The organism is Amantichitinum ursilacus, from assembly GCF_001294205.1.
GTDB classification, from domain to species: Bacteria; Pseudomonadota; Gammaproteobacteria; order Burkholderiales; family Chitinibacteraceae; genus Amantichitinum; species Amantichitinum ursilacus.
The window spans coordinates 1-18,417 of sequence record NZ_LAQT01000035.1 but is presented as its reverse complement, the minus strand read 5'-3'; the positions used below and the strand labels follow the sequence as shown (position 1 = coordinate 18,417).

The following is an 18,417-nucleotide window of genomic DNA, read 5'->3' as shown; positions in this document are numbered from 1 at the left end:
TTGGCGCGATAACAGCAACCGTGCCGCCAATCAGTGACCGCCTGCCGCCGCCGCGCTGGCGCCGCCACCCTTGGGTGCAAACGGTGGCTTGGCAAAATACACCACAAAGATCAGCGACAAGAACAGCACGCCCAGCATGTTGAAGTAGTCGATGGTGGACATCATCATTGCCTGGCTTTGCACAATGCGGTCCATCACCGCCGCGCCTTGCGTCACGTTGCCGTGGCCCAGTTGCGTCATCGCCTGTTGCGTGGCTGGATCGTACACCGAGATATGTTCGGTCAAGCGTGCATGGTGCTCGGTGCCGCGGCGTTGCCAGATCCACGTGGTCAGCGAAGCGGCAAAGCTGCCGCCCAGCGTACGCAAGAACGTGGCCAGGCCCGAACCGGCCGAGATTTCATGCGGTTGCAGATCCGACAACACAATCGACAGCACCGGCATAAAGTAGAACGCCACGCCCAGACCCATCAGCAACTGCACCAGCGCCACGGTGTGGAAATCGATATCGGTGGTAAACGCGCCACGCCAGAACGACGTGGTGGCCAGCACCACAAACGAGATCGACGCCAGCAAGCGCAAATCAAAGCGCGGTGCGTATTTGCCCACCACCGGCGTCAGGATGACCGGCAGCACGCCAATCGGCGCGGTGGCCAGACCGGCCCACACCGACGTGTAACCCAGCTGCGTTTGCAACCACAACGGTAGCAGCAAGCTCATGCCAAAGAACCCGGCATAACCCAGCACCAGCGTGATGGTGCCAAAGCGGAAATTGCGATGGCGAAACAGCTTGAGGTTAACGATCGGGTCTTTGTCGGTCAGCTCCCAGATCAGGAATACCGTCAGCGCAATCGCCGCAACAATCGCCAGCCAGATAATGAAGGTGGACGAGAACCAGTCCAGATCATTGCCCTTATCCAGCAGGATTTGCAGCGCGCCCACGCCGATAATCAGCGTGACCAGGCCAACATAATCCATGCGCGGTTTTTCCAGTCGCTCGGGCCGGCCCTTCATCTGGCCCGATACCACCCACGAGGCAAAGATCCCGATCGGCACGTTGATAAAGAAAATCCACGGCCACGAATAATTGTCGGTAATCCAGCCGCCCAGAATGGGCCCGGCAATCGGCGCCACCACGGTAATCATCGCCAGCAAGGCCAAGGCCTGGCCGCGCTTATTGGCCGGGTAGATCGAGATCAGCAACGCTTGCGTGATGGGATACATCGGGCCCGCTACCGCGCCTTGCAGCGCGCGGAAACCCACCAGCATGCCCATGCTCTGCGCAATCCCGCACAAGAACGACGCCAGCGAGAACAGCAGCGTGGCCCACACAAACGGCTTTACTTCGCCATAGCGGCGGGTCAGAAAGCCGGTCAGCGGCAGCGCAATGGCGTTGCTGACCGCAAACGACGTGATGACCCACGCGCTCTGATCCGAGCTCACGCCCAGATTGCCCGCGATGGTGGGCAAGCTGACGTTGGCGATGGTGGTGTCCAGCACCTGCATAAAGGTGGCCAGACACAGGCCGATGGTGGCCAGCGCCTGGTTGGGCGGACGAAACGTCGGATGGCTCATGACGATTACTTCTTGGCGACAGTGGTGGGCAGATTGCTGTGGATCACATCGGCGATCAGTTGGTCTGCGGCAGCCAGTTGTTGCTTGTAGATGTCGGTGGTAAAGACCGGCGTGGTGGCGGCAGTTTGCGACAGCGCCGGGCCATCCTGGTTATGCAGTTCCACATCGACCGCCATCGACAGACCGATGCGCAGCGGATGCGCTTCCAGTTCTTTCGGGTCGAGCGTGATGCGCACCGGAATCCGTTGCACGATCTTGATCCAGTTGCCGGTGGCGTTTTGCGCCGGCAGCAGACTGAACGCACTGCCGGTACCCACGCCCAGGCTTTCCACCTTGCCGTGATATTCCACGCCACTGCCATACAGATCGGCCTTCAGCGTCACCGGTTGGCCAATGCGCATGTGTTGCAGCTGGGTTTCTTTAAAGTTGGCTTCCACCCACACCTGGTTGAGCGGCACCACGGCCATCAGCGGCGTGCCCGGTTGCACACGTTGGCCCACTTGCACGGTACGTTGCGCCACATAGCCAGTGACCGGCGCTTGCAGATTGGTACGCACGTCATCCAGATACGCCGAGCGCAGCTTGGCGGCAGCGGCTTGCACGTCCGGATGGCTGGCGACGACGGTATCTTCCACCAGCACCTTGCTGGTGCTGAGCTGGCCTTCGTAGGAAGCAACCGCCGATTGCGCGGTGGCCAGCGCGTCTTGCGCGTGGCTCAGTTCTTCGGCCGAAATCGCGCCGGTTTTAGCCAGTGCCAGACGGCGGTCGTAATCCTGCTTCGCTTTTTGCAGCGAGATATTCTGGGCCGCTACTTGCGCTTGCAGGCTGTTGACGTTGCTGAACAAACCGCGCACCTGGCGCACGGTTCGGGCCAGGTTGGCTTTGGCTTGTTCCATGGCGACATGCGCATCGCTCGGGTCCAGCGCCACCAGTTGCTGGCCTACTTTCACCAGGGCGCCATTGTCCGCGCCGATGCTGGTGACAGTGCCCGGCACCTGCGGCGTAATCTGCACCACGTTGCCTTGCACATAAGCATCGTCGGTGTCTTCATTCCAGCGGCCGACGGTGTAATACCAGAACGCCCACGCCACAGCGCCGATCACCACAATCAGGGCCACCAGGCGCAGCAGGAAAGTACGGCGCGACGGCTTTTGCGGCGCGGCTTGCTGTTGTTCGTTGCTCATCTTTTATGTCCTCAAGCTAGCTGAGTTCGGCCAAGCCGAAATGTCTTGTCTTTGTATGCGGCGTTTATTGGGCGCTGGCGACGCTGCTGGCGTCGACCTGGCCGGGGAGCGCGCCATCGGCGTCAAAACCCCCGCCGAGCGCCTGCACCAACAACACCGAGGCATCTATCTGCTGCGCATTCAGCGCGGCCAGACGCATTTCGCCCGAATACAGTTGTTGTTCCACGGTCAACGCATCCACGTAGTTGCCCAGCCCGCCGTGATAGCGCTGCATGGCCAGATCAAACGCTTCGCGCGCAATGCGGATGCTGTCTTGCTGTTGCGCCACCTGTTTTTGCAGCGATTTGAGCGCGCTGATCTGCGCGGCCACATCGTGCACGGCGTTCACCAACGTCAGGTTGTACTGCGCCACGGCCACGTCGTATTGCGCGTCTTTGCCGGCCAGGTTGTTGCGCAGACGGCCGCCATCAAAAATCGGCAACGTAATGGCCGGGGCCAGTTGCGCGTAACGGCTTTCCCAATGCGGCAAATCGCCCAGACCCAACGAGGCCAGGCCAACGGCGGCGCTCAGGTTGAAGTCGGGATAAAACTTCGCCTTGGCGGCTTTGATATCCTGGCTGGCGCTTTCCACACGCCAGCGCGCGGCCACCACATCGGCGCGACGGCCGAGCAGATTGGCGGGCAGGGTATTGGGCAGCGCCAGTCGGGCGGGCTCGATTACGTGCGGGCGGCCCAGTTGGTCGGCGCGATCAGGGCTGGCGCCGACCAATGCAGCCAGTTCGAGGCGCGCATCGTCGATTTGCTGTTGCGCCGATTCAATCTGTTGCTGCGCGGCGGGCACAGCGGCCTGCGCTTGCTTGGATTGCAACTGGCTATCGATGCCGGCGTCCACACGTTGCTTGACCAGGCCCAGCAGATCTTGCGAGCGCTTCAGTTCGGAGCGGGCCACATCCTGCAGCGACCACGCATAACCCAGTTGCGCATAAGTGCGCGCGATATTGCCGGACAGCGTAATGCGCGCTTGTTGCGCATCGACTGCGGCGGCGCGCGCCTGACCGGCGGCGGCTTCCCATGCGGCGCGTTCGCCACCCCACAGATCGAAGTCGTAGCTGAACTTCAGCGACACCATCTTCAGTGCGGCGTAGCTATCGCCATACGGCGGCGGCAGCACGGTGCCGGGAATGCGGATACCGGAATAGGCGGCAGCGGCGTCCAGGCGCGGCGCGCGGGCGGCATCGGCAGCGCCCGCTTGCGCCAGCGCAGCGCGGTTGCGCGCGTCGGCGACTTCCAGATTGGGGTTGTTCTGCAGCGCCTCGCTGATCAGCGCGTCCAGTTGCGCGTCGTTGAGGCTATGCCACCAGTCCTGCGCGGGCCAGACGCTGGCATCCGTGGCGTTTTTGCCCACCACGCTGCTGGCGTCACGCAGGTTGGCGCGGGTGTCCAGACCCTTCATATTGGCGCAGCCCGCCAGAATCGACGCGGCCAGCACCGTAAGCAACGCGGGGCTACGCCAGCGCGCTGCAGCGGTTTCAACGGCTTGGGGGATCACTTATTTGCTCTCCAGCGTATTGCGCACACGCTTTAACAAAGACACCAGTTGATCTTGCTCGGCGTCATTCAGATCAGAGACGGCCACGGCCATCGAGGCCTCGCCACAGGCCTGCATGGTGGCCCACAGCGCCTGGCCGGCTTCGGTCAGCGAAATCTGCAGTGCGCGGCGGTCTTCCTGATGCGGTTGGCGGCGCAGATAGCCTTTTTCTTCCAGCTTATCCAGCAGCCGGGTCATCGCGCCCGCGTCGTGGTCGATAGCGCGCGCCAGTTCGGTGGCGGTCTGCACACCGTGATAGGCCAGCCGCTTGAGCACCAGATACTGGCTCAGGTTCAACTCAAGGCCACTTTGCGCCAGCTTGTGTTCGAACAGATGAAACATGCCGTCACGTACCTGACGGACCAGAACGCCCAGATTTTCTTCTGGGGGTTGGGAGATGGACATGAGCAAACCCTTCGCGAAATTCTCAAATTCTCAAAATTACGCGGCGATCATAGATTTCGACCGATATAGTTGTCAAAGCAATCATCATTTTGTTGATCAACCGGTTTCGGGTAGTCAATTCCTAAATCATTGAAGTGCTTAAGATTTACGGAATTGGCCAGTAGACGAACGGTCGGTTGGAGTTACTAGTCGATCGACTACATCGCGCAAACCCGCATTCCCACAAGGGTTTTGCGGTTATCCAACGCGCGAGGGCCGCAGGCGGTTGTCAGGGTAAGGCGGATTATTTACAGACGTTGCGGCAAAAAAAATGCCCGCTGAAACCAGCGGGCATTCGGTAGTACGCAACTATTGGATCAGGCAGGCATCTCTTCGCCCAACGCAGTAATCAACGTGGGCACCAACTGGCGCAGCTCGCCCAGCAGCAAGGTCAGGCCGGCGTTAAACAGCGCTTCCTTGTCGGCGGCGTCGCTGTCTTTCAGTTCTTCTTCCAGCGTATCCATCATGGCCAGGCGTTTCAGCTCCAGTTTTTCGGTCAACTGGAAGGCCACGCGGTCTTGCCACGACACGGCAATCTTGGTGACCAGTTTGCCGGCGGACAAATGCATCTGGATTTCGTCGCCCGACAAAGGCTGGCGCACCAGTCGCGCAATCGCGCCGTCATCGGCCGGCACGCGCAGTTCCACATCCTGGCCCAGATCAAAGTCACCGGCGTCACCGCTTTCCAGCCACAACGTCATGGCGGTCTGCGGCGTGGTCTGCGTTTGCAACAAGCGGGTGGGCAGGCTGCCCAGGCTTTCGCGCAGCAAGGACAGCAATTCTTCGGCCTTGCTGGCGCTGGCGCTTTCCACCAACACCAGACCGGCTTGTAGATCGATCAGCGCGCGTTGGGTGCGGCTGCGGGTAAACGCGCGCGGAATCAGCTCGTCGACGATGCGTTCGCGGATTTCCTTGGCTTCGCGCTTGCCCACCTTGCGGTTTTCGCGCGCTTCGATCTCGGCCACGCGCGCATCGGCGGCGTTTTTGATTACGGCGCCGGGCAACAATTTGTCTTCGGTCTTCAGCATGACCAGCACGGCGTCCTGCCATGGATAGGCATATTGCTCGGGCGCATGCGCCGCGGGCGCAATCCAGCCTTGCGACATCAGGTCGCTGCTGCCACATGGCACAAACGGACGCTTTTCGAGGGCACTGCTGATGTTTTGCGCAGTCAATGCGTGATCAGGGGCCAAACGATAGATTTGCAGATTACGGAACCAGAGCATACGCAGGACTCGACAGATAGATAGAGCGGGGGGCGATTGTACCGGCCCGAAGAGGGGAAGGGAACGTGCCAGACTTGTGTTGCGTCGTCTGGTTTGTAACCATGTTGGCCCAACAGCAAAAACAAGGCCCGGCGCGGCCGATGGAGGATCACCATGCAGATCGCATGCCCGCATTGCCAGACGCAAAATCGCGTGGAAGACACGCGGCTGGCGGAAGAGCCCAACTGTGGTGCCTGTCATAAACCGTTGCTCAGCGGCGCGCCGCTGGCGGTGGATGAGGCGCAGTTCCAGACGCTGATCAAGACCCTGGCGCGCCCGATCATTGTGGATTGCTGGGCCACCTGGTGCGGCCCGTGCCAGTCGTTTGCGCCAGCCTACGCCAGCGCGGCCGAGCACTTTGCCGGCAAGGCGACGTTTTTGAAGGTGGATACCGACCAACAGCAGAATCTGTCAGGCGCGCTACGGATCCGCAGCATTCCCACCATTCTGGTGTTTGAAGGCGGACGCGAGATTGATCGGGTGAATGGGGCGATGTCGTCGGGGCAGTTCAAGGCGTGGCTGACGCAGTTCTTCTAAAACAATAATAGGGTGGGTCAAGACCCACCAACCAAAGCCATGCGTCCGGACATCAATGTCCGGTTATGCCACTCTGGTTGGTGGGTCACGACCCACCCTATGCTTGCCGTGCTTTAGCTACGTGCCAGCGCGACCGGGCTGGTTTCCAGCCATTTCTTCACGCGGTTGGCGTCGCCAATGCGGGTGTATTTACCGGTCGAATCCAGCAGCACAATCACCACCGGCGTACCGCTGATGGTGGCTTCCATCACCAGACAGTGGCCCGCTTCGTTGATAAAGCCAGTCTTGGTCAGCCCGATGTCCCAACGGTCTTCTTTCACCAACGGGTTGGTGTTATGAAAAGACATCGTGCGGCCATTCAGGTTGGACGTGAACTCGTATTGCGACGACGTGGTGAACTCGTGGATTTCCGGATAAGTGCGCGCGGTTTTCACCATCGTCACCAGATCACGCGCGGTCGACACGTTTTGCGGCGTCAGGCCGGTCGGATCGTAAAAGTGCGTGCTGTGCATGCCCAGCGCTTCGGCTTTCTCGTTCATCTTGGTGATAAACAATGCCTTGCCGCCGGGATAGGTGCGCGCCAACGCCGCCGCGGCACGGTTTTCCGACGACATCAGCGCCAACAGCATCACTTCGGCGCGCGTTAGCCGCGTGCCCACGGTCAGGCGTGAACTGGTGTTCTTCAGCGTATCGACATCTTCTTCGCTGATAGTAATGAACTCGTTCATCGGCAGATGCGCGTCCAGCGTCACCATCGCGGTCATCAGCTTGCTGATCGACGCAATCGGGGTGACGTTGTCCGGATTCTTTTGATAAACCACGTCGCCGTTGTTTTCGTTAAGAATCAGCACCGCCGCCGACTGCACGCCTGGGTTATCCAGCGACGACAAGGCCATGGCGGGCTGCACGCGCACACCGCGACGGGCTTGTGCAATGGCGCGACGGCTGACGGAGCCTTTAGGCGACGGCGTCAGCGTGGTTTCAACACGCGCGACAGATTTCTTCGACGTTTTGGTCGACTTTTTAGCGCTGGCTTGCGCTGTGGTTTTGTGCTTGTGATGCGTTGCTGCATGTGCACCGGGGGCCATGGCCAGAGCCGCCGCAGTCAGCAACGAGATAATCAGGGGGTTGAGAGGACGCATGGTCGGTCTCCAGAATGCGTGGGCCATTTCGATCAGATTGCGCGTCATGGTAAATGAGAAGAGTAAGAAAGTCATGCCAAATCAAGCAGTACTGCGCGATTTGCAAAGCTTCACGTTAAAAAATTTCACCGAACTTGCAGCAAAAACGGCGTTTTCGTATGCTGGTTCACCTCACCAGTCTGGTGCGGTTTTCCTGTGTTTGGCTCTGTTGCGAGGCCCCGCGTGTCTGATTCCTCCTCTTTTGATGCGTTTTATCAGCAGCTGGCCGCCAGCCAGCAACAGCTCTGGCAGCAATGGATCGACGCTGCAGCCGGTACGACCGACGGTCGCTCGGCCGCCGAAAACTCCCCTCAAAACAACACCCTGACCGCCGATTGGCCCGCATTGCAAGCGCAATGGCTGCAAGACCAGATGACCTTATGGGCCACTTATCTGCGCGGCGCGCCCGCCGAACCGCTGATTGAGCCCGAAGCCGGCGACCGTCGTTTTGCCGCGCCCGAGTGGAATGCCGCGCCGTTTTCGTTCATCAAGCAAAACTATCTTCTTACAGCCCGGTTACTAAACACGCTGGCTAGCGCCAACGGCAGCGGTGACGCCGCCGCCCGTTCCCGCCAGGCGTATTTCACGCGGCAACTGACCGATGCGCTGAGCCCGGCCAATTTTGCGTTCAGTAATCCAGAAGTGTTAAAGCTGGCCGCCGAAACCGAAGGCGCCAGCCTGCAGGCAGGGATGCAGAAACTGGCCGATGACGTGCGCAAAGGCACCATCACCATGACCGACGAATCCGCGTTTGAAGTGGGCCGTAATCTGGCCACCACCGAAGGCGCGGTGGTGTTCGAAAACGACGTGTTCCAGTTGCTGCAGTACCAACCTTTGATGAGCAAAGTCAGCGAAGTTCCATTGCTGATCGTGCCGCCGTGCGTCAACAAGTTCTACATCATGGATTTGCAGCCTTCCAATTCGATGGTGCGCTGGTGCGTGGCGCAGGGGCAGACGGTGTTTCTGGTGTCGTGGCGCTCCATTCCGGCCGAGTTGGGCCATCTGCAATGGGACGATTATGTTGAGGACGGCATCATCAAAGCCGCCGAAGTGGTGCGCGCCATCAGCAAAAAACCCAAGCTGAATGTGCTGTCGTTCTGCATTGGCGGCGTGCTGGTGGCCACGGCCATCCCGGTGTTGCAGGCGCGCGGACACGACTGGATTGCGTCGCTGACGCTGATGGCCGCGATGCTTGACCATGCCGACCCCGGCGATATCCAGCACTTTATCGACTGGAATCTGGTGGGCCAGCGCGAAGCGCAACTGGCGGCGGGCGCGGGCGGCATCGTGTCGGGCAAAGAACTGTCGCGCACGTTTGCCTCGCTGCGCGCCAATGATCTGGTCTGGCATTACGTGGTGCACAACTATCTAAAAGGCAAAACGCCGCCGCCGTTTGATTTGCTGTACTGGAACAACGACGGCGCCGATCTGGCCATGCCGATGCACACGTTCTTTCTCAAGAATATGTATCTACAAAACAATCTTACCCATCCGGGCTCGTTCGAGATTTGCGGCGTGCCAATTGATCTGCGCGAGATCAAAGTGCCCACCTACATTTTTGCCGCGCGCGAAGACCATATCGTGCCGTGGCAAACCGCGTGGCAAAGCACGCAATTGCTGGGGGGGGCGACGCGCTTTGTGCTGGGCGCTTCCGGCCATATCGCGGGAACCATCAATCCGCCTGCAGCCAATAAACGCAGCTACTGGACGCGCGACACCGCTGTTGATGACGTGCAGCAGTGGCTGGACGGCGCACAGCAACACGCGGGCAGTTGGTGGAGCGACTGGATGGCGTGGCTGCAGCCGTTTACCGGCAAGACGGTGGCGGCGCGCAAAACGCTGGGCAACGCTGACTTCAAACCGATCGAGCCCGCACCGGGGCGTTATGTGAAAGCCAAAGCGGCGTGACGCTCAAACCGGCGCACGCAGAAGCGCGCCGCCACCCGCCGCCACGGACCGTTTGAAACGATTAGCGGCCCTGCGCCTGTTGCAGCGCAGCAGGCACAATCAGCCGCACTGTAACAACCGGACGCGCCAACAACGTATTGGCGCGCCGATCCTCTGGAGAATTCGATGCAAGAAATCGCAATCGTTGCGGCTGGCCGTACCGCCATCGGCAATTTTGGTGGCGCTCTGGCCAGTGTCAGCGCGCCGGACCTCGGTGCAACCGTCATCAAAGGGCTGCTGCAACGCAGCGGTATCAGCGCTGATCAGATCAGCGAAGTCATGATGGGCAATGTGCTGACCGCCGGGCTGGGCCAGAACCCGGCGCGCCAGGCGTCGCGCAAGGCGGGTGTGCCGGATGCGGTGCCGGGCCTGACGGTGAACCAGGTGTGTGGTTCCGGCCTGAAAGCGGTGGCGCTGGGCGTGCAGTCCATCCTGGCGGGCGACAACCAGATTGTGATTGCCGGCGGCCAGGAAAACATGAGCGCCGCGCCGCATCTGTTGCCCGGCAGCCGCGATGGTTTCCGCATGGGCAATGCCACGCTGGTGGACAGCATGGTGTACGACGGCCTGACCGATGTTTATCACCAGTACCACATGGGCGTAACTGCCGAGAATATTGCGCGCAAATACGGCATCAGCCGCGCCGAGCAGGACGAACTGGCCGCCACCTCGCAAATGCGCGCCGCCGCTGCGCGCGAAGCCGGCCGCTTTGCCGACGAGATCATCGCCGTGCCCGTACCGCAACGCAAAGGCGATCCGATCGCGTTTCTGGAGGACGAATTTATCCGCCCCGGTACTACCGTCGAAACTTTGGCCAGACTGCGCCCGGCGTTTGATAAAGAAGGCACGGTGACGGCGGGCAATGCGTCTGGCATCAACGATGGTGCAGCTGGCGTGATCTTGATGAGCCGCGAACGCGCCGCGGAGTTGGGCCTGCCGATCCTGGCGATCATCCGCGCGGCCGCTTCGGCGGGGGTCGATCCGGCGTTGATGGGCATGGGCCCGGTGCCCGCCACGCAGCGTGCTTTGGCGCGCGCCGGTTGGTCGCTGGACAGCCTTGATCTGATCGAAGGCAACGAAGCGTTTGCCGCGCAGGCGCTGGGTGTAGCGCGTGAACTGCGTTGGGATATGCAGCGCGTTAACGTCAATGGCGGCGCGATTGCGCTGGGCCATCCGATTGGCGCTTCCGGCGCGCGCGTGTTGGTGACTTTGCTGCACGAAATGGCGCGACGCGATGCACAGCGCGGCCTGGCCACGCTGTGTATTGGTGGTGGCATGGGCGTGGCGTTGGCGGTGGAGCGCGTCTGACCTTGCCACGCCGCCCGGCCCGGGTCGGCAACGTTTGCGCCCACACGGTGCAAGGCGGCCTGCACCACGTCGGGGCGATACAAAAAAACCTTGCGCTTAGTCCGTGCGGCCTGCGCTAATCCGGGTTATAACGTGCGGGGCGTCGGGGCATTAGCCCCCGAGCCCCCCAACCGGAGCCCGATGACATGTCCCCACTGATGACCGTGGCCGAACTTGCCAGCGTACTGACCGATCCCGACGTGGTCGTGGTCGATTGCCGTAATGATCTGTTGGCCCCCGATGAGGGCCGGGCCGCCTGGCAAGCGGGCCATATTCCCAACGCCATTTATTTGCACGTGGACGACGATTTGTCCGGCCCGCGCAATGGCCACAACGGCCGGCATCCGCTGCCCGCGCCGTTATGGCTGGCGGCGCGCCTGGGTAGTCTGGGCATCGGCAACAATAGTCGCGTGGTGGCGTACGACGCTTCCGGCGGCATGTACGCCGCGCGCCTGTGGTGGCTGTTGGGCTGGCTGGGGCACGACAACGTGCAGGTGCTGGATGGTGGTTTCCAGGCTTGGCAAGCGGCCGGCAAACCCATCAGCGAAGAACGTCCGGTGCCGTTGGCGGCCGTGTTTGTGCCGCATGTGCGCGCCGCCCGCGTGGTGAGCGCCACCCAGATCATGGGCAATATGCGTGAATCGGCGTTTCAGGTGGTCGATGCGCGCAGCCCATCGCGCTTTAAAGGCGAGGGCGAGACCATCGACCCGGTCGGCGGACATATTCCTGGCGCGCTCAACCGCTTTTATGCCGACAACCTGATTGATGGGCGCTTCAAGTCGCCGGAACAATTGCAGCAGGAATGGCGCGCTTTGCTTGGCGCGATTCCGCCCGCCGATGTGGTGCATCAGTGCGGTTCGGGCGTGACGGCCTGTCATAACCTGCTGGCAATGGCCGTGGCCGGCTTCAACGGCGGCCGCCTGTATGCCGGATCATGGAGCGAATGGGTCGCCGACCCCGCCCGCCCGGTCGCCACGCAATAATCCGCGCAAGGCTCATAGGGTGGGTCACGACCCACCACCCAAAGCCATCAACAAAAACGCCTCGATGGCGGGTCTTATCAGCGGCTTTGATGGGTGGGTCATGACCCACCCTATGCATGGCGGAGAAATGACGCAACGTGGCCCTTTCAGCGGCGCACCAGGTCGTCCCATACCTCATAACCCGCGCAAGGCTCATAGGGTGGGTCACGACCCACCACCCAAAGCCATCAACAAAAACGCCTCGATGGCGGGTCTTATCATCGGCTTTGATGGGTGGGTCATGACCCACCCTATGCATGGCGGATAAATCACGCAGCATGGTCTCTTTCAGCGGCGGACCAGGTCGTCCCAGACTTTGTTCAGCCGCTTCAGCGAAATCGGATACGGCGTGCGCAGTTCTTGCGCAAACAAGCTGATGCGCCATTCCTCGATCATCCAGCGCACCGGCAGCAGTGGGGCGGTGTCACGGCCGTCGCGTTGCCATTTTTCCAGCTCGGCCTGATAGCGCGCCTCAAAGGCAGTCACTTCGTCCGCACGTTGAGCATCGCGGGTCGGATTGGCGCTGCGTTTTTCCAGCCGCAGTTTGATCGCGCGCAGATACAACGGCACGCGCGGCAGATGTTCCCACGGCGTGCCGGACATAAAGCCCGGATACACCAGCCGCGCCAGTTGCGCTTTCAGTTCGTGTGCAATCGGGCCCGGCTTGTTGGCTAATGGCGCGACAGCGGTGTATTCCGCCGTGATATCGGTCAGCGCCCGCACCGCGCCATCACGCACCGAAGGCAGCCGCACCTTGGCGCGCGTCTTCTGCTCATCAAACGCTTTTTTAGTACGCGGTGCTTCGTCGTCACCAAGGAAAGCCCGGTTGCAGATGCAATCGACCAGGTCGTCCATCAGCATGTCGCTATTGCCCAGGCCGCGTAGCTGGATGGCCAGTTGCTGGAAGCCCGGTACTGCCTTGGGCAACTGCTTGACGTGTTCTTTCAGCTCCAGCTTCATCAGCTGGATGACGCCCGGCCGGTGCGCCGCTTCGGCCGCGAATTCGGTATCGAATACGCGAATGGCGCAGCTTTCCTCTTCCGCGACCAGCGCCGGATAACCGGTGATATTGCGGCCCTGGCGCTTGAAGGTGAGTTTGGCTGGCAGATCGCCAAAATCCCATTTGGTGATGCCGCTTTTCTCGATTTCCGGACCGGCTTCGTCGCCGCTTTCACGGAAGGTGAGCTGCGCCGCTTCGCCCAACTGATTGCGGATGGCGATCAGATCGCGGCCTTGCGCCAGTTCTTGGCCCGCATCATCCACAATGCGGAAGTTCATGCGTAAATGCGCCGGCAGTTCAGCCGCGGCAAAGTCATCTTCGCTGATGCCATGGCCGGTGCCACGCGTGGCGGCGTGCGCCAGTTGCGGCAACAGCGGCGCTTCGCGGTCGGCCTTATCCAGTTCGGTGAGCATGCGCGTGGCAAATTCCGGCACCGGCACGCACAAACGGCGGATCGGCTTGGGCAGGGCCTTGATCAGCAAAGTGATTTTCTCGCGCAGCATGCCCGGCACCAGCCAGTCAAAAATGCTGGCATTTACGCGATTAAGCTGGTGCAGCGGCAAGGTCAGCGTGACGCCATCGAGCGCATGGCCGGGCTCAAAGCGATATGCCAGCGGCAAACGCGCTTCGGCCAGTTTGAAATAGGTGGGGAACTGCTCCAGCGTGACGCTGCCCGCCGCCTGCGTCATCAGATCATCGCGATCCAGAAGCAGCAGTTTGGGGTCGGCTTTCTCGGCCTCTTTACGCCAGGCCTCAAAGCCCGCGCCGTTAACCACCTCGGCCGGAATGCGCGCATCAAAAAAGCGGAACAGTACTTCGTCATCCACCAGAAAATCCTGGCGGCGCGCTTTGTGTTCCAGTTCTTCAATTTCCAGCAGCAGCTCAAAATTGTGTTCGTAATAGCGCGCTTTGGTGTTGTAGTTAAAGCGCACCAGACCTTCACGGATAAAGATTTCGCGCGCCTCGGTCGGGTTGATGGCGCCGTAATGCACCTTGCGTCGCGGCACAATCGGCAAGCCGTATAGCGTCACGCGCTCGCTGGCCGTCACTTGCGCCAGGTCTTTCTCCCAATGCGGCTCAAAATACTGGCGCTTGACCAGATGGCTGGCCAGCCGCTCCACCCACAGCGGCTCAATCGCTGCCACGCTGCGACCAAACAACTTGGTGGTCTCGACCAGATCGCCCGCCAGAATCCATTTCGGCCGCGCTTTCTTCAGGCCCGAACCGGGGAAAATCTGGAACTTGATCGCGCGTGCGCCCAGGTATTCATCGGCTTCGGGCTGCTTCATGCCGATATTGCCCAGCAAGCCGGTCAACAGGGCCTTGTGGATTTGTTCGTAAGTGCCGGGCTTTTCATTGAGACGCCATTCGAGGTCTTCAACGATATCTTCCAGTTGGCGATGCAGATCGCGCCATTCGCGCAGCCGCAAGTAAGACAAAAAGTGCTGATGGCACAGATTGAGCAGTTGGCGGTTGGATTGCTTGTTGGCCTGCGCTTCTTCGAAGAAGGCCCAGACTTTCAGGTACGACATGAAGTCCGATTTGTCATCGCTGAACCGCAGATGCGCGCGGTCGGCGGCATCGCGCGCTTCAAACGGACGCTCGCGCGGGTCTTGCAGACTCATCACGCTGGCGATAATCAGGATTTCTTTCAAGCAATGTTCCTGATGTCCGCCCAGTAGCATGCGGCCCAGTTTGGGGTCGACCGGCAAACGCGCCAGTTGCTTGCCGATCGGCGTTAGCACATCGCCATCGTCCACCGCGCCCAGTTCGCGCAATTGCTGGTAACCGTCGGCGATCAATTTGCCGGACGGGGCTTCCAGAAACGGAAATTCATCTACGCGGCCCAGCTTGAGCGCGGCCATACGCAAGATCACCGCCGCCAGCGACGAGCGCACGATTTCGGGATCGGTAAACGCAGGGCGCGCGTTGAAATCGGTCTCCTCATACAAGCGCACGCAAATGCCTGAAGACACCCGGCCACAGCGGCCAGCACGTTGGCGTGCCGACGCTTGCGAGATTTTCTCGATCAGCAATTGTTCGACTTTGGCGCGCGGCGAATAGCGGTTGATCCGCGCCAGCCCCGAATCGATCACGTAACGAATACCCGGCACGGTCAGCGAGGTTTCCGCCACGTTGGTGGCCAGCACCACGCGGCGGCCGTTGGAGGCGCGAAAGATGCGTTGCTGTTCTTCGTTGGATAAACGCGCCAGCAGCGGCAGCACTTCGGCATCGCGCACTTTGGCTTTGCGAAACGCCTCGGCGGTCTCGCGGATTTCGCGCTCGCCGGGCAGAAACACCAGCACATCGCCGGGGCCATCGTGGCGCCACAATTGCTCGACCACGGTGACGACGGCTTCTTCCATTTCGATTTCGGCGGCGTCTTCATCGCTGGTTTCTGGCGCGTGATAGCGCACTTCCACCGGATAGGTGCGGCCCGACACTTCGATCACCGGCGCGCCAGAAAAATGATTGGCAAAGCGGTCGGCGTCGATGGTGGCCGAGGTGACGATGATTTTCAGATCGGGCCGGCGCGGCAGCAGTTGCTTGAGGTAGCCCAGCAGAAAATCGATATTGAGACTGCGCTCGTGCGCCTCGTCGATGATGATGGTGTCGTAGGCGCTCAGCGTGGGGTCGGACAGCGTTTCTGCCAGCAAAATGCCGTCGGTCATCAGCTTGATATAGCTGGCGTCGCTGGTCTTTTCGGTAAAGCGCACCTTGTAGCCCACTACGGCGCCAATCTCGGACTTCAGTTCTTGCGCAATACGCGTGGCCACGGTGCGCGCGGCCAGTCGCCGCGGTTGCGTGTGGCCGATCAAACCAAAGGTGCCACGGCCCAGCTCCAGACAGATTTTGGGCAATTGCGTGGTTTTGCCGGAGCCGGTTTCGCCACAGATGATCACCACCTGGTTGGCGGCAATTGCGGCGCGGATTTCGTCGCGCTTCTGGTTAACCGGCAGCGCTTCGTCAAATTCGGGTTTGGGTAGTTGATGCTGGCGGCGCTCGGCCTTTTGCAGGCTGCCGATCATGGCCTGGCCGATCTCGGCTAACGCCCGGTCTGCCGGCTTGCCCGAACGCAGCCGGTTGGCGGCGGCATGCAGGCGAGGGGCCAGCGCGGCACGGTCACGGGCCATGCACTGGTCAAGTTGCGCTTGCAGTTCGGCGAGGGAAGCGGACATAGAATAACCGGACGTAAAAGCGGCCGATTTTATCACGGATGGAATGCGAGGCTGGGGGCGTATAGGGTGGGTCTCGACCCACCACGCGAAGCCAACGACGAGCTCCACACAGGCTAGCGGTGTTTAATTTTCTGGCACTTACACGGAGAGATCGCGCCACACTGGCGCGCTTAACGGCTTTGGGGGGTGGGTCGAGACCCACCCTATGCTGCATTCTTGTCTGGGTTACGCCAGCACGACCAGGGTGCGGGTGCTGTCGTCTTCTTCGCCCACTTGCTGCACGGTGCAATCGTACTCAGCGTGGCCGCGCACAAAGCGGATGCGTTGCGGTACGCCCGGCTTGGGGCTGGCCAGCAGATCGCCGCCGTTGCTGGCGATGGCTTCCAGCGGGCGGCCCAGCAGGTCGGACGGCGGCGTGTTCAGCCGTTCGCACAGCGGGTTGTTCACAAATTCGATAATGCCGTTGCGCACCAACATAAACGGAATCGGCAGCGCATCGGCCACGCCGCTGGACAGCGGATCGGACGCGGCCAGTGCAGCTTCGGCGGCTTTAACGTGGGTGATATCAATCGCGATATTCAAGATATAGACATCGCCATCGCGCACCAGCGGTTGCTTGGTGATATCAAACCAGTGGGTGCGGCCGTTAGGCAGCGTCCAGTGATCAACCACGCGCACGGTGTCGCCGTTTTCCAGCACTTCGGTGTCGCCCACCGTAAACGGCAGTTGCGAGTCATGCGCTGCCAGGTGCGATTGCACCAGCAGTTCGTGGCCCAGCGTGGTTTGCGTGGCGCGGTTGACCAGCAAAAAGCGGCCATGTTTATCGCGCACAAAGATCAGGTTCGGGCTCGAATCAATAATCTGGTGCACAAACAGCTGCTGGTTAAACAAGGCTTCTTCGGTGGCCTTCATCTGCGTGACATCGCGGATGACGGCGATACATTCTTTGGTGGACAGCGGCAGCAGCCGCGCCTCGAACACGCGCAAGCCCGATTCATCGCCATTGCCCAGGCGATATTCAAACTGCTGCATGCTTTGCGCGCTTTGCACTGCAATCAGCGCTTCGAGGTACTGGCGCGACACGCGCGCCGGAAACAAGCCCGACAAGCGCACGTTATTGCCTTGCGCCACCGGATGGTGGGCCGCACAGGCTTCGTTAAGCGGGGTGACCACGCGATTGGCAAAATCGATGCGCCACACCACGTCGGGCAGCGATTCGGCAATCGGCAAGTTACGCAAATCTTCTTCGGGGGTAGCAGTGCTGGCGTCGTTGGGCGCGGCTTCGGCGGCTGGCGCGCCATTAACCATGGCCAGCCACAAGGTGCCGATAATCAGCCATGCGCCGATCAGCAACAGCGGCAGGCCCATTTCCATGCCGCCCCACCAATGCACAGCCGCAACACCGCCCAGGCTCACGCAGAGCGCAGACCCGACCATTAAAGGACGGAAGCGGGGTAGAGCGGCACGAGCGGCTGAAGACATGGTTTTATGATTGGGCCTGGAATTTTGGGACGAATTTGCGCCAGAGCGAGGGCTCGGGTCAAGTGCCAGGCGGCCTGGAAATGACGGGCGCAATGGCCTGCGGGGCAAACAATGACGTGCGCGCATTGTAACAATGCAAATGGCATACGTCAGTATTATCTATAGTGCTCAGAGGGATGTATGCGCTGCGGTGTGAACTACGCTGCAGAAATCTGCTTATATAAAGCAGTGGTACTGATGCAGCCCCGAGAGAACTGCCTGGGAAAGTGGCGGAGTGGACGGGACTCGAACCCGCGACCCCCGGCGTGACAGGCCGGTATTCTAACCAACTGAACTACCACTCCGCAGTGGTATGACTTGCGTACTACAGGTATGACGAATGGTGGGCGATGACGGGGTCGAACCGCCGACATCCTGCTTGTAAGGCAGGCGCTCTAACCAACTGAGCTAATCGCCCTCCGTCAAGAGGTGCGGATTAAAGCATATGCACCAATTAGCGTCAATCAGTTGTTTAAAAATTTTTAAACGGCCGATCAACATCGGGTTAATACACTTTAATACGATCTATTTGTTTGTCAGAAATGCAAAAACAAATAGAAGCCTTGCATAAATAGAAAAAGCCGCTTTATAAAAAAGCGGCTTTCCTGGAATGCTGGCGGAGTGGACGGG

Annotated in this window: 12 protein-coding genes and 2 tRNA genes; 4 read left to right on the top strand and 10 right to left on the bottom strand. The window is 60.5% G+C overall.

Annotated elements, in window-relative coordinates:
* Positions 1-30 precede the first annotated feature (30 nt).
* The 5 genes from WG78_RS19110 to WG78_RS19090 form a co-directional block, all read right to left on the bottom strand.
* Positions 31-1,572, bottom strand: a complete 1,542-nt coding sequence (locus WG78_RS19110) for a DHA2 family efflux MFS transporter permease subunit (protein WP_053939438.1) — start codon at positions 1,570-1,572, stop codon at positions 31-33.
* Between the two features lie 5 nt (positions 1,573-1,577).
* On the bottom strand, positions 1,578-2,756 hold the full coding sequence (locus WG78_RS19105; RefSeq protein ID WP_053939437.1) for an HlyD family secretion protein: 1,179 nt from the start codon (positions 2,754-2,756) through the stop codon (positions 1,578-1,580).
* 64 nt (positions 2,757-2,820) lie between these two features.
* Positions 2,821-4,305 (bottom strand): efflux transporter outer membrane subunit, encoded by a 1,485-nt coding sequence (locus WG78_RS19100; protein WP_201782492.1) that lies wholly within the window; start codon positions 4,303-4,305, stop codon positions 2,821-2,823.
* Positions 4,306-4,749, bottom strand: a complete 444-nt coding sequence (locus WG78_RS19095; RefSeq protein WP_152969305.1) for a MarR family winged helix-turn-helix transcriptional regulator — start codon at positions 4,747-4,749, stop codon at positions 4,306-4,308.
* Between the two features lie 356 nt (positions 4,750-5,105).
* Positions 5,106-6,014, bottom strand: coding sequence for a recombination-associated protein RdgC (locus tag WG78_RS19090; RefSeq protein ID WP_053939436.1), 909 nt, complete (start codon positions 6,012-6,014; stop codon positions 5,106-5,108).
* A gap of 153 nt (positions 6,015-6,167) precedes the next feature.
* Here WG78_RS19090 and trxC point away from each other — a divergent pair, with 153 nt between their 5' ends.
* Positions 6,168-6,590 (top strand): thioredoxin TrxC, encoded by a 423-nt coding sequence (gene trxC, locus WG78_RS19085; RefSeq protein ID WP_053939435.1) that lies wholly within the window; start codon positions 6,168-6,170, stop codon positions 6,588-6,590.
* Positions 6,591-6,703: 113 nt separating this feature from the next.
* On the opposite strand, the gene pbpG is transcribed toward trxC, so the two are convergent.
* Complete coding sequence (gene pbpG, locus WG78_RS19080; RefSeq protein WP_083459408.1) at positions 6,704-7,732, bottom strand: D-alanyl-D-alanine endopeptidase; 1,029 nt, start codon at positions 7,730-7,732, stop codon at positions 6,704-6,706.
* Positions 7,733-7,954: 222 nt separating this feature from the next.
* Here pbpG and phaC point away from each other — a divergent pair, with 222 nt between their 5' ends.
* The 3 genes from phaC (at position 7,955) to WG78_RS19065 (ending at position 12,048) form a co-directional block, all read left to right on the top strand.
* Positions 7,955-9,679, top strand: a complete 1,725-nt coding sequence (gene phaC, locus WG78_RS19075) for a class I poly(R)-hydroxyalkanoic acid synthase (RefSeq protein WP_053939434.1) — start codon at positions 7,955-7,957, stop codon at positions 9,677-9,679.
* 165 nt (positions 9,680-9,844) lie between these two features.
* Positions 9,845-11,026 carry an acetyl-CoA C-acetyltransferase gene (locus WG78_RS19070; RefSeq protein ID WP_053939433.1) on the top strand — a complete coding sequence of 394 codons (1,182 nt, stop codon included), beginning with the start codon at positions 9,845-9,847 and terminating at the stop codon, positions 11,024-11,026.
* A gap of 185 nt (positions 11,027-11,211) precedes the next feature.
* A complete protein-coding gene (locus WG78_RS19065; protein ID WP_053939432.1) occupies positions 11,212-12,048 on the top strand; it encodes a sulfurtransferase in 837 nt (278 codons plus the stop codon).
* Positions 12,049-12,375: 327 nt separating this feature from the next.
* Here the strand turns inward: WG78_RS19065 and hrpA are convergent, their stop codons facing one another.
* The 4 genes from hrpA to WG78_RS19045 all read right to left on the bottom strand — a co-directional run bounded on the left by hrpA (position 12,376) and on the right by WG78_RS19045 (position 18,205).
* The gene (gene hrpA / locus WG78_RS19060; RefSeq protein ID WP_053939431.1) at positions 12,376-16,266 is read right to left on the bottom strand and encodes an ATP-dependent RNA helicase HrpA; all 3,891 of its coding nucleotides are present in this window, start codon (positions 16,264-16,266) and stop codon (positions 12,376-12,378) included.
* Between the two features lie 225 nt (positions 16,267-16,491).
* Positions 16,492-17,640, bottom strand: a complete 1,149-nt coding sequence (locus tag WG78_RS19055; protein WP_161805156.1) for a PAS domain-containing protein — start codon at positions 17,638-17,640, stop codon at positions 16,492-16,494.
* Between the two features lie 375 nt (positions 17,641-18,015).
* Positions 18,016-18,092, bottom strand: a tRNA-Asp gene (locus WG78_RS19050).
* 36 nt (positions 18,093-18,128) lie between these two features.
* A tRNA-Val gene (locus WG78_RS19045) sits at positions 18,129-18,205 on the bottom strand.
* Between the last annotated feature and the right edge of the window lie 212 nt (positions 18,206-18,417).

Coding starts and splice junctions, on each gene's coding strand:
- WG78_RS19105 (WP_053939437.1), bottom strand. CDS start 2,756: ATGAGCAACGAACAACAGCAAGCCGCGCCGCAAAAGCCGTCGCGCCGT.
- WG78_RS19090 (WP_053939436.1), bottom strand. CDS start 6,014: ATGCTCTGGTTCCGTAATCTGCAAATCTATCGTTTGGCCCCTGATCAC.
- WG78_RS19070 (WP_053939433.1), top strand. CDS start 9,845: ATGCAAGAAATCGCAATCGTTGCGGCTGGCCGTACCGCCATCGGCAAT.
- pbpG (WP_083459408.1), bottom strand. CDS start 7,732: ATGCGTCCTCTCAACCCCCTGATTATCTCGTTGCTGACTGCGGCGGCT.
- WG78_RS19110 (WP_053939438.1), bottom strand. CDS start 1,572: ATGAGCCATCCGACGTTTCGTCCGCCCAACCAGGCGCTGGCCACCATC.
- trxC (WP_053939435.1), top strand. CDS start 6,168: ATGCAGATCGCATGCCCGCATTGCCAGACGCAAAATCGCGTGGAAGAC.
- WG78_RS19095 (WP_152969305.1), bottom strand. CDS start 4,749: ATGTCCATCTCCCAACCCCCAGAAGAAAATCTGGGCGTTCTGGTCCGT.
- WG78_RS19065 (WP_053939432.1), top strand. CDS start 11,212: ATGTCCCCACTGATGACCGTGGCCGAACTTGCCAGCGTACTGACCGAT.
- hrpA (WP_053939431.1), bottom strand. CDS start 16,266: ATGTCCGCTTCCCTCGCCGAACTGCAAGCGCAACTTGACCAGTGCATG.
- WG78_RS19055 (WP_161805156.1), bottom strand. CDS start 17,640: ATGGAAATGGGCCTGCCGCTGTTGCTGATCGGCGCATGGCTGATTATC.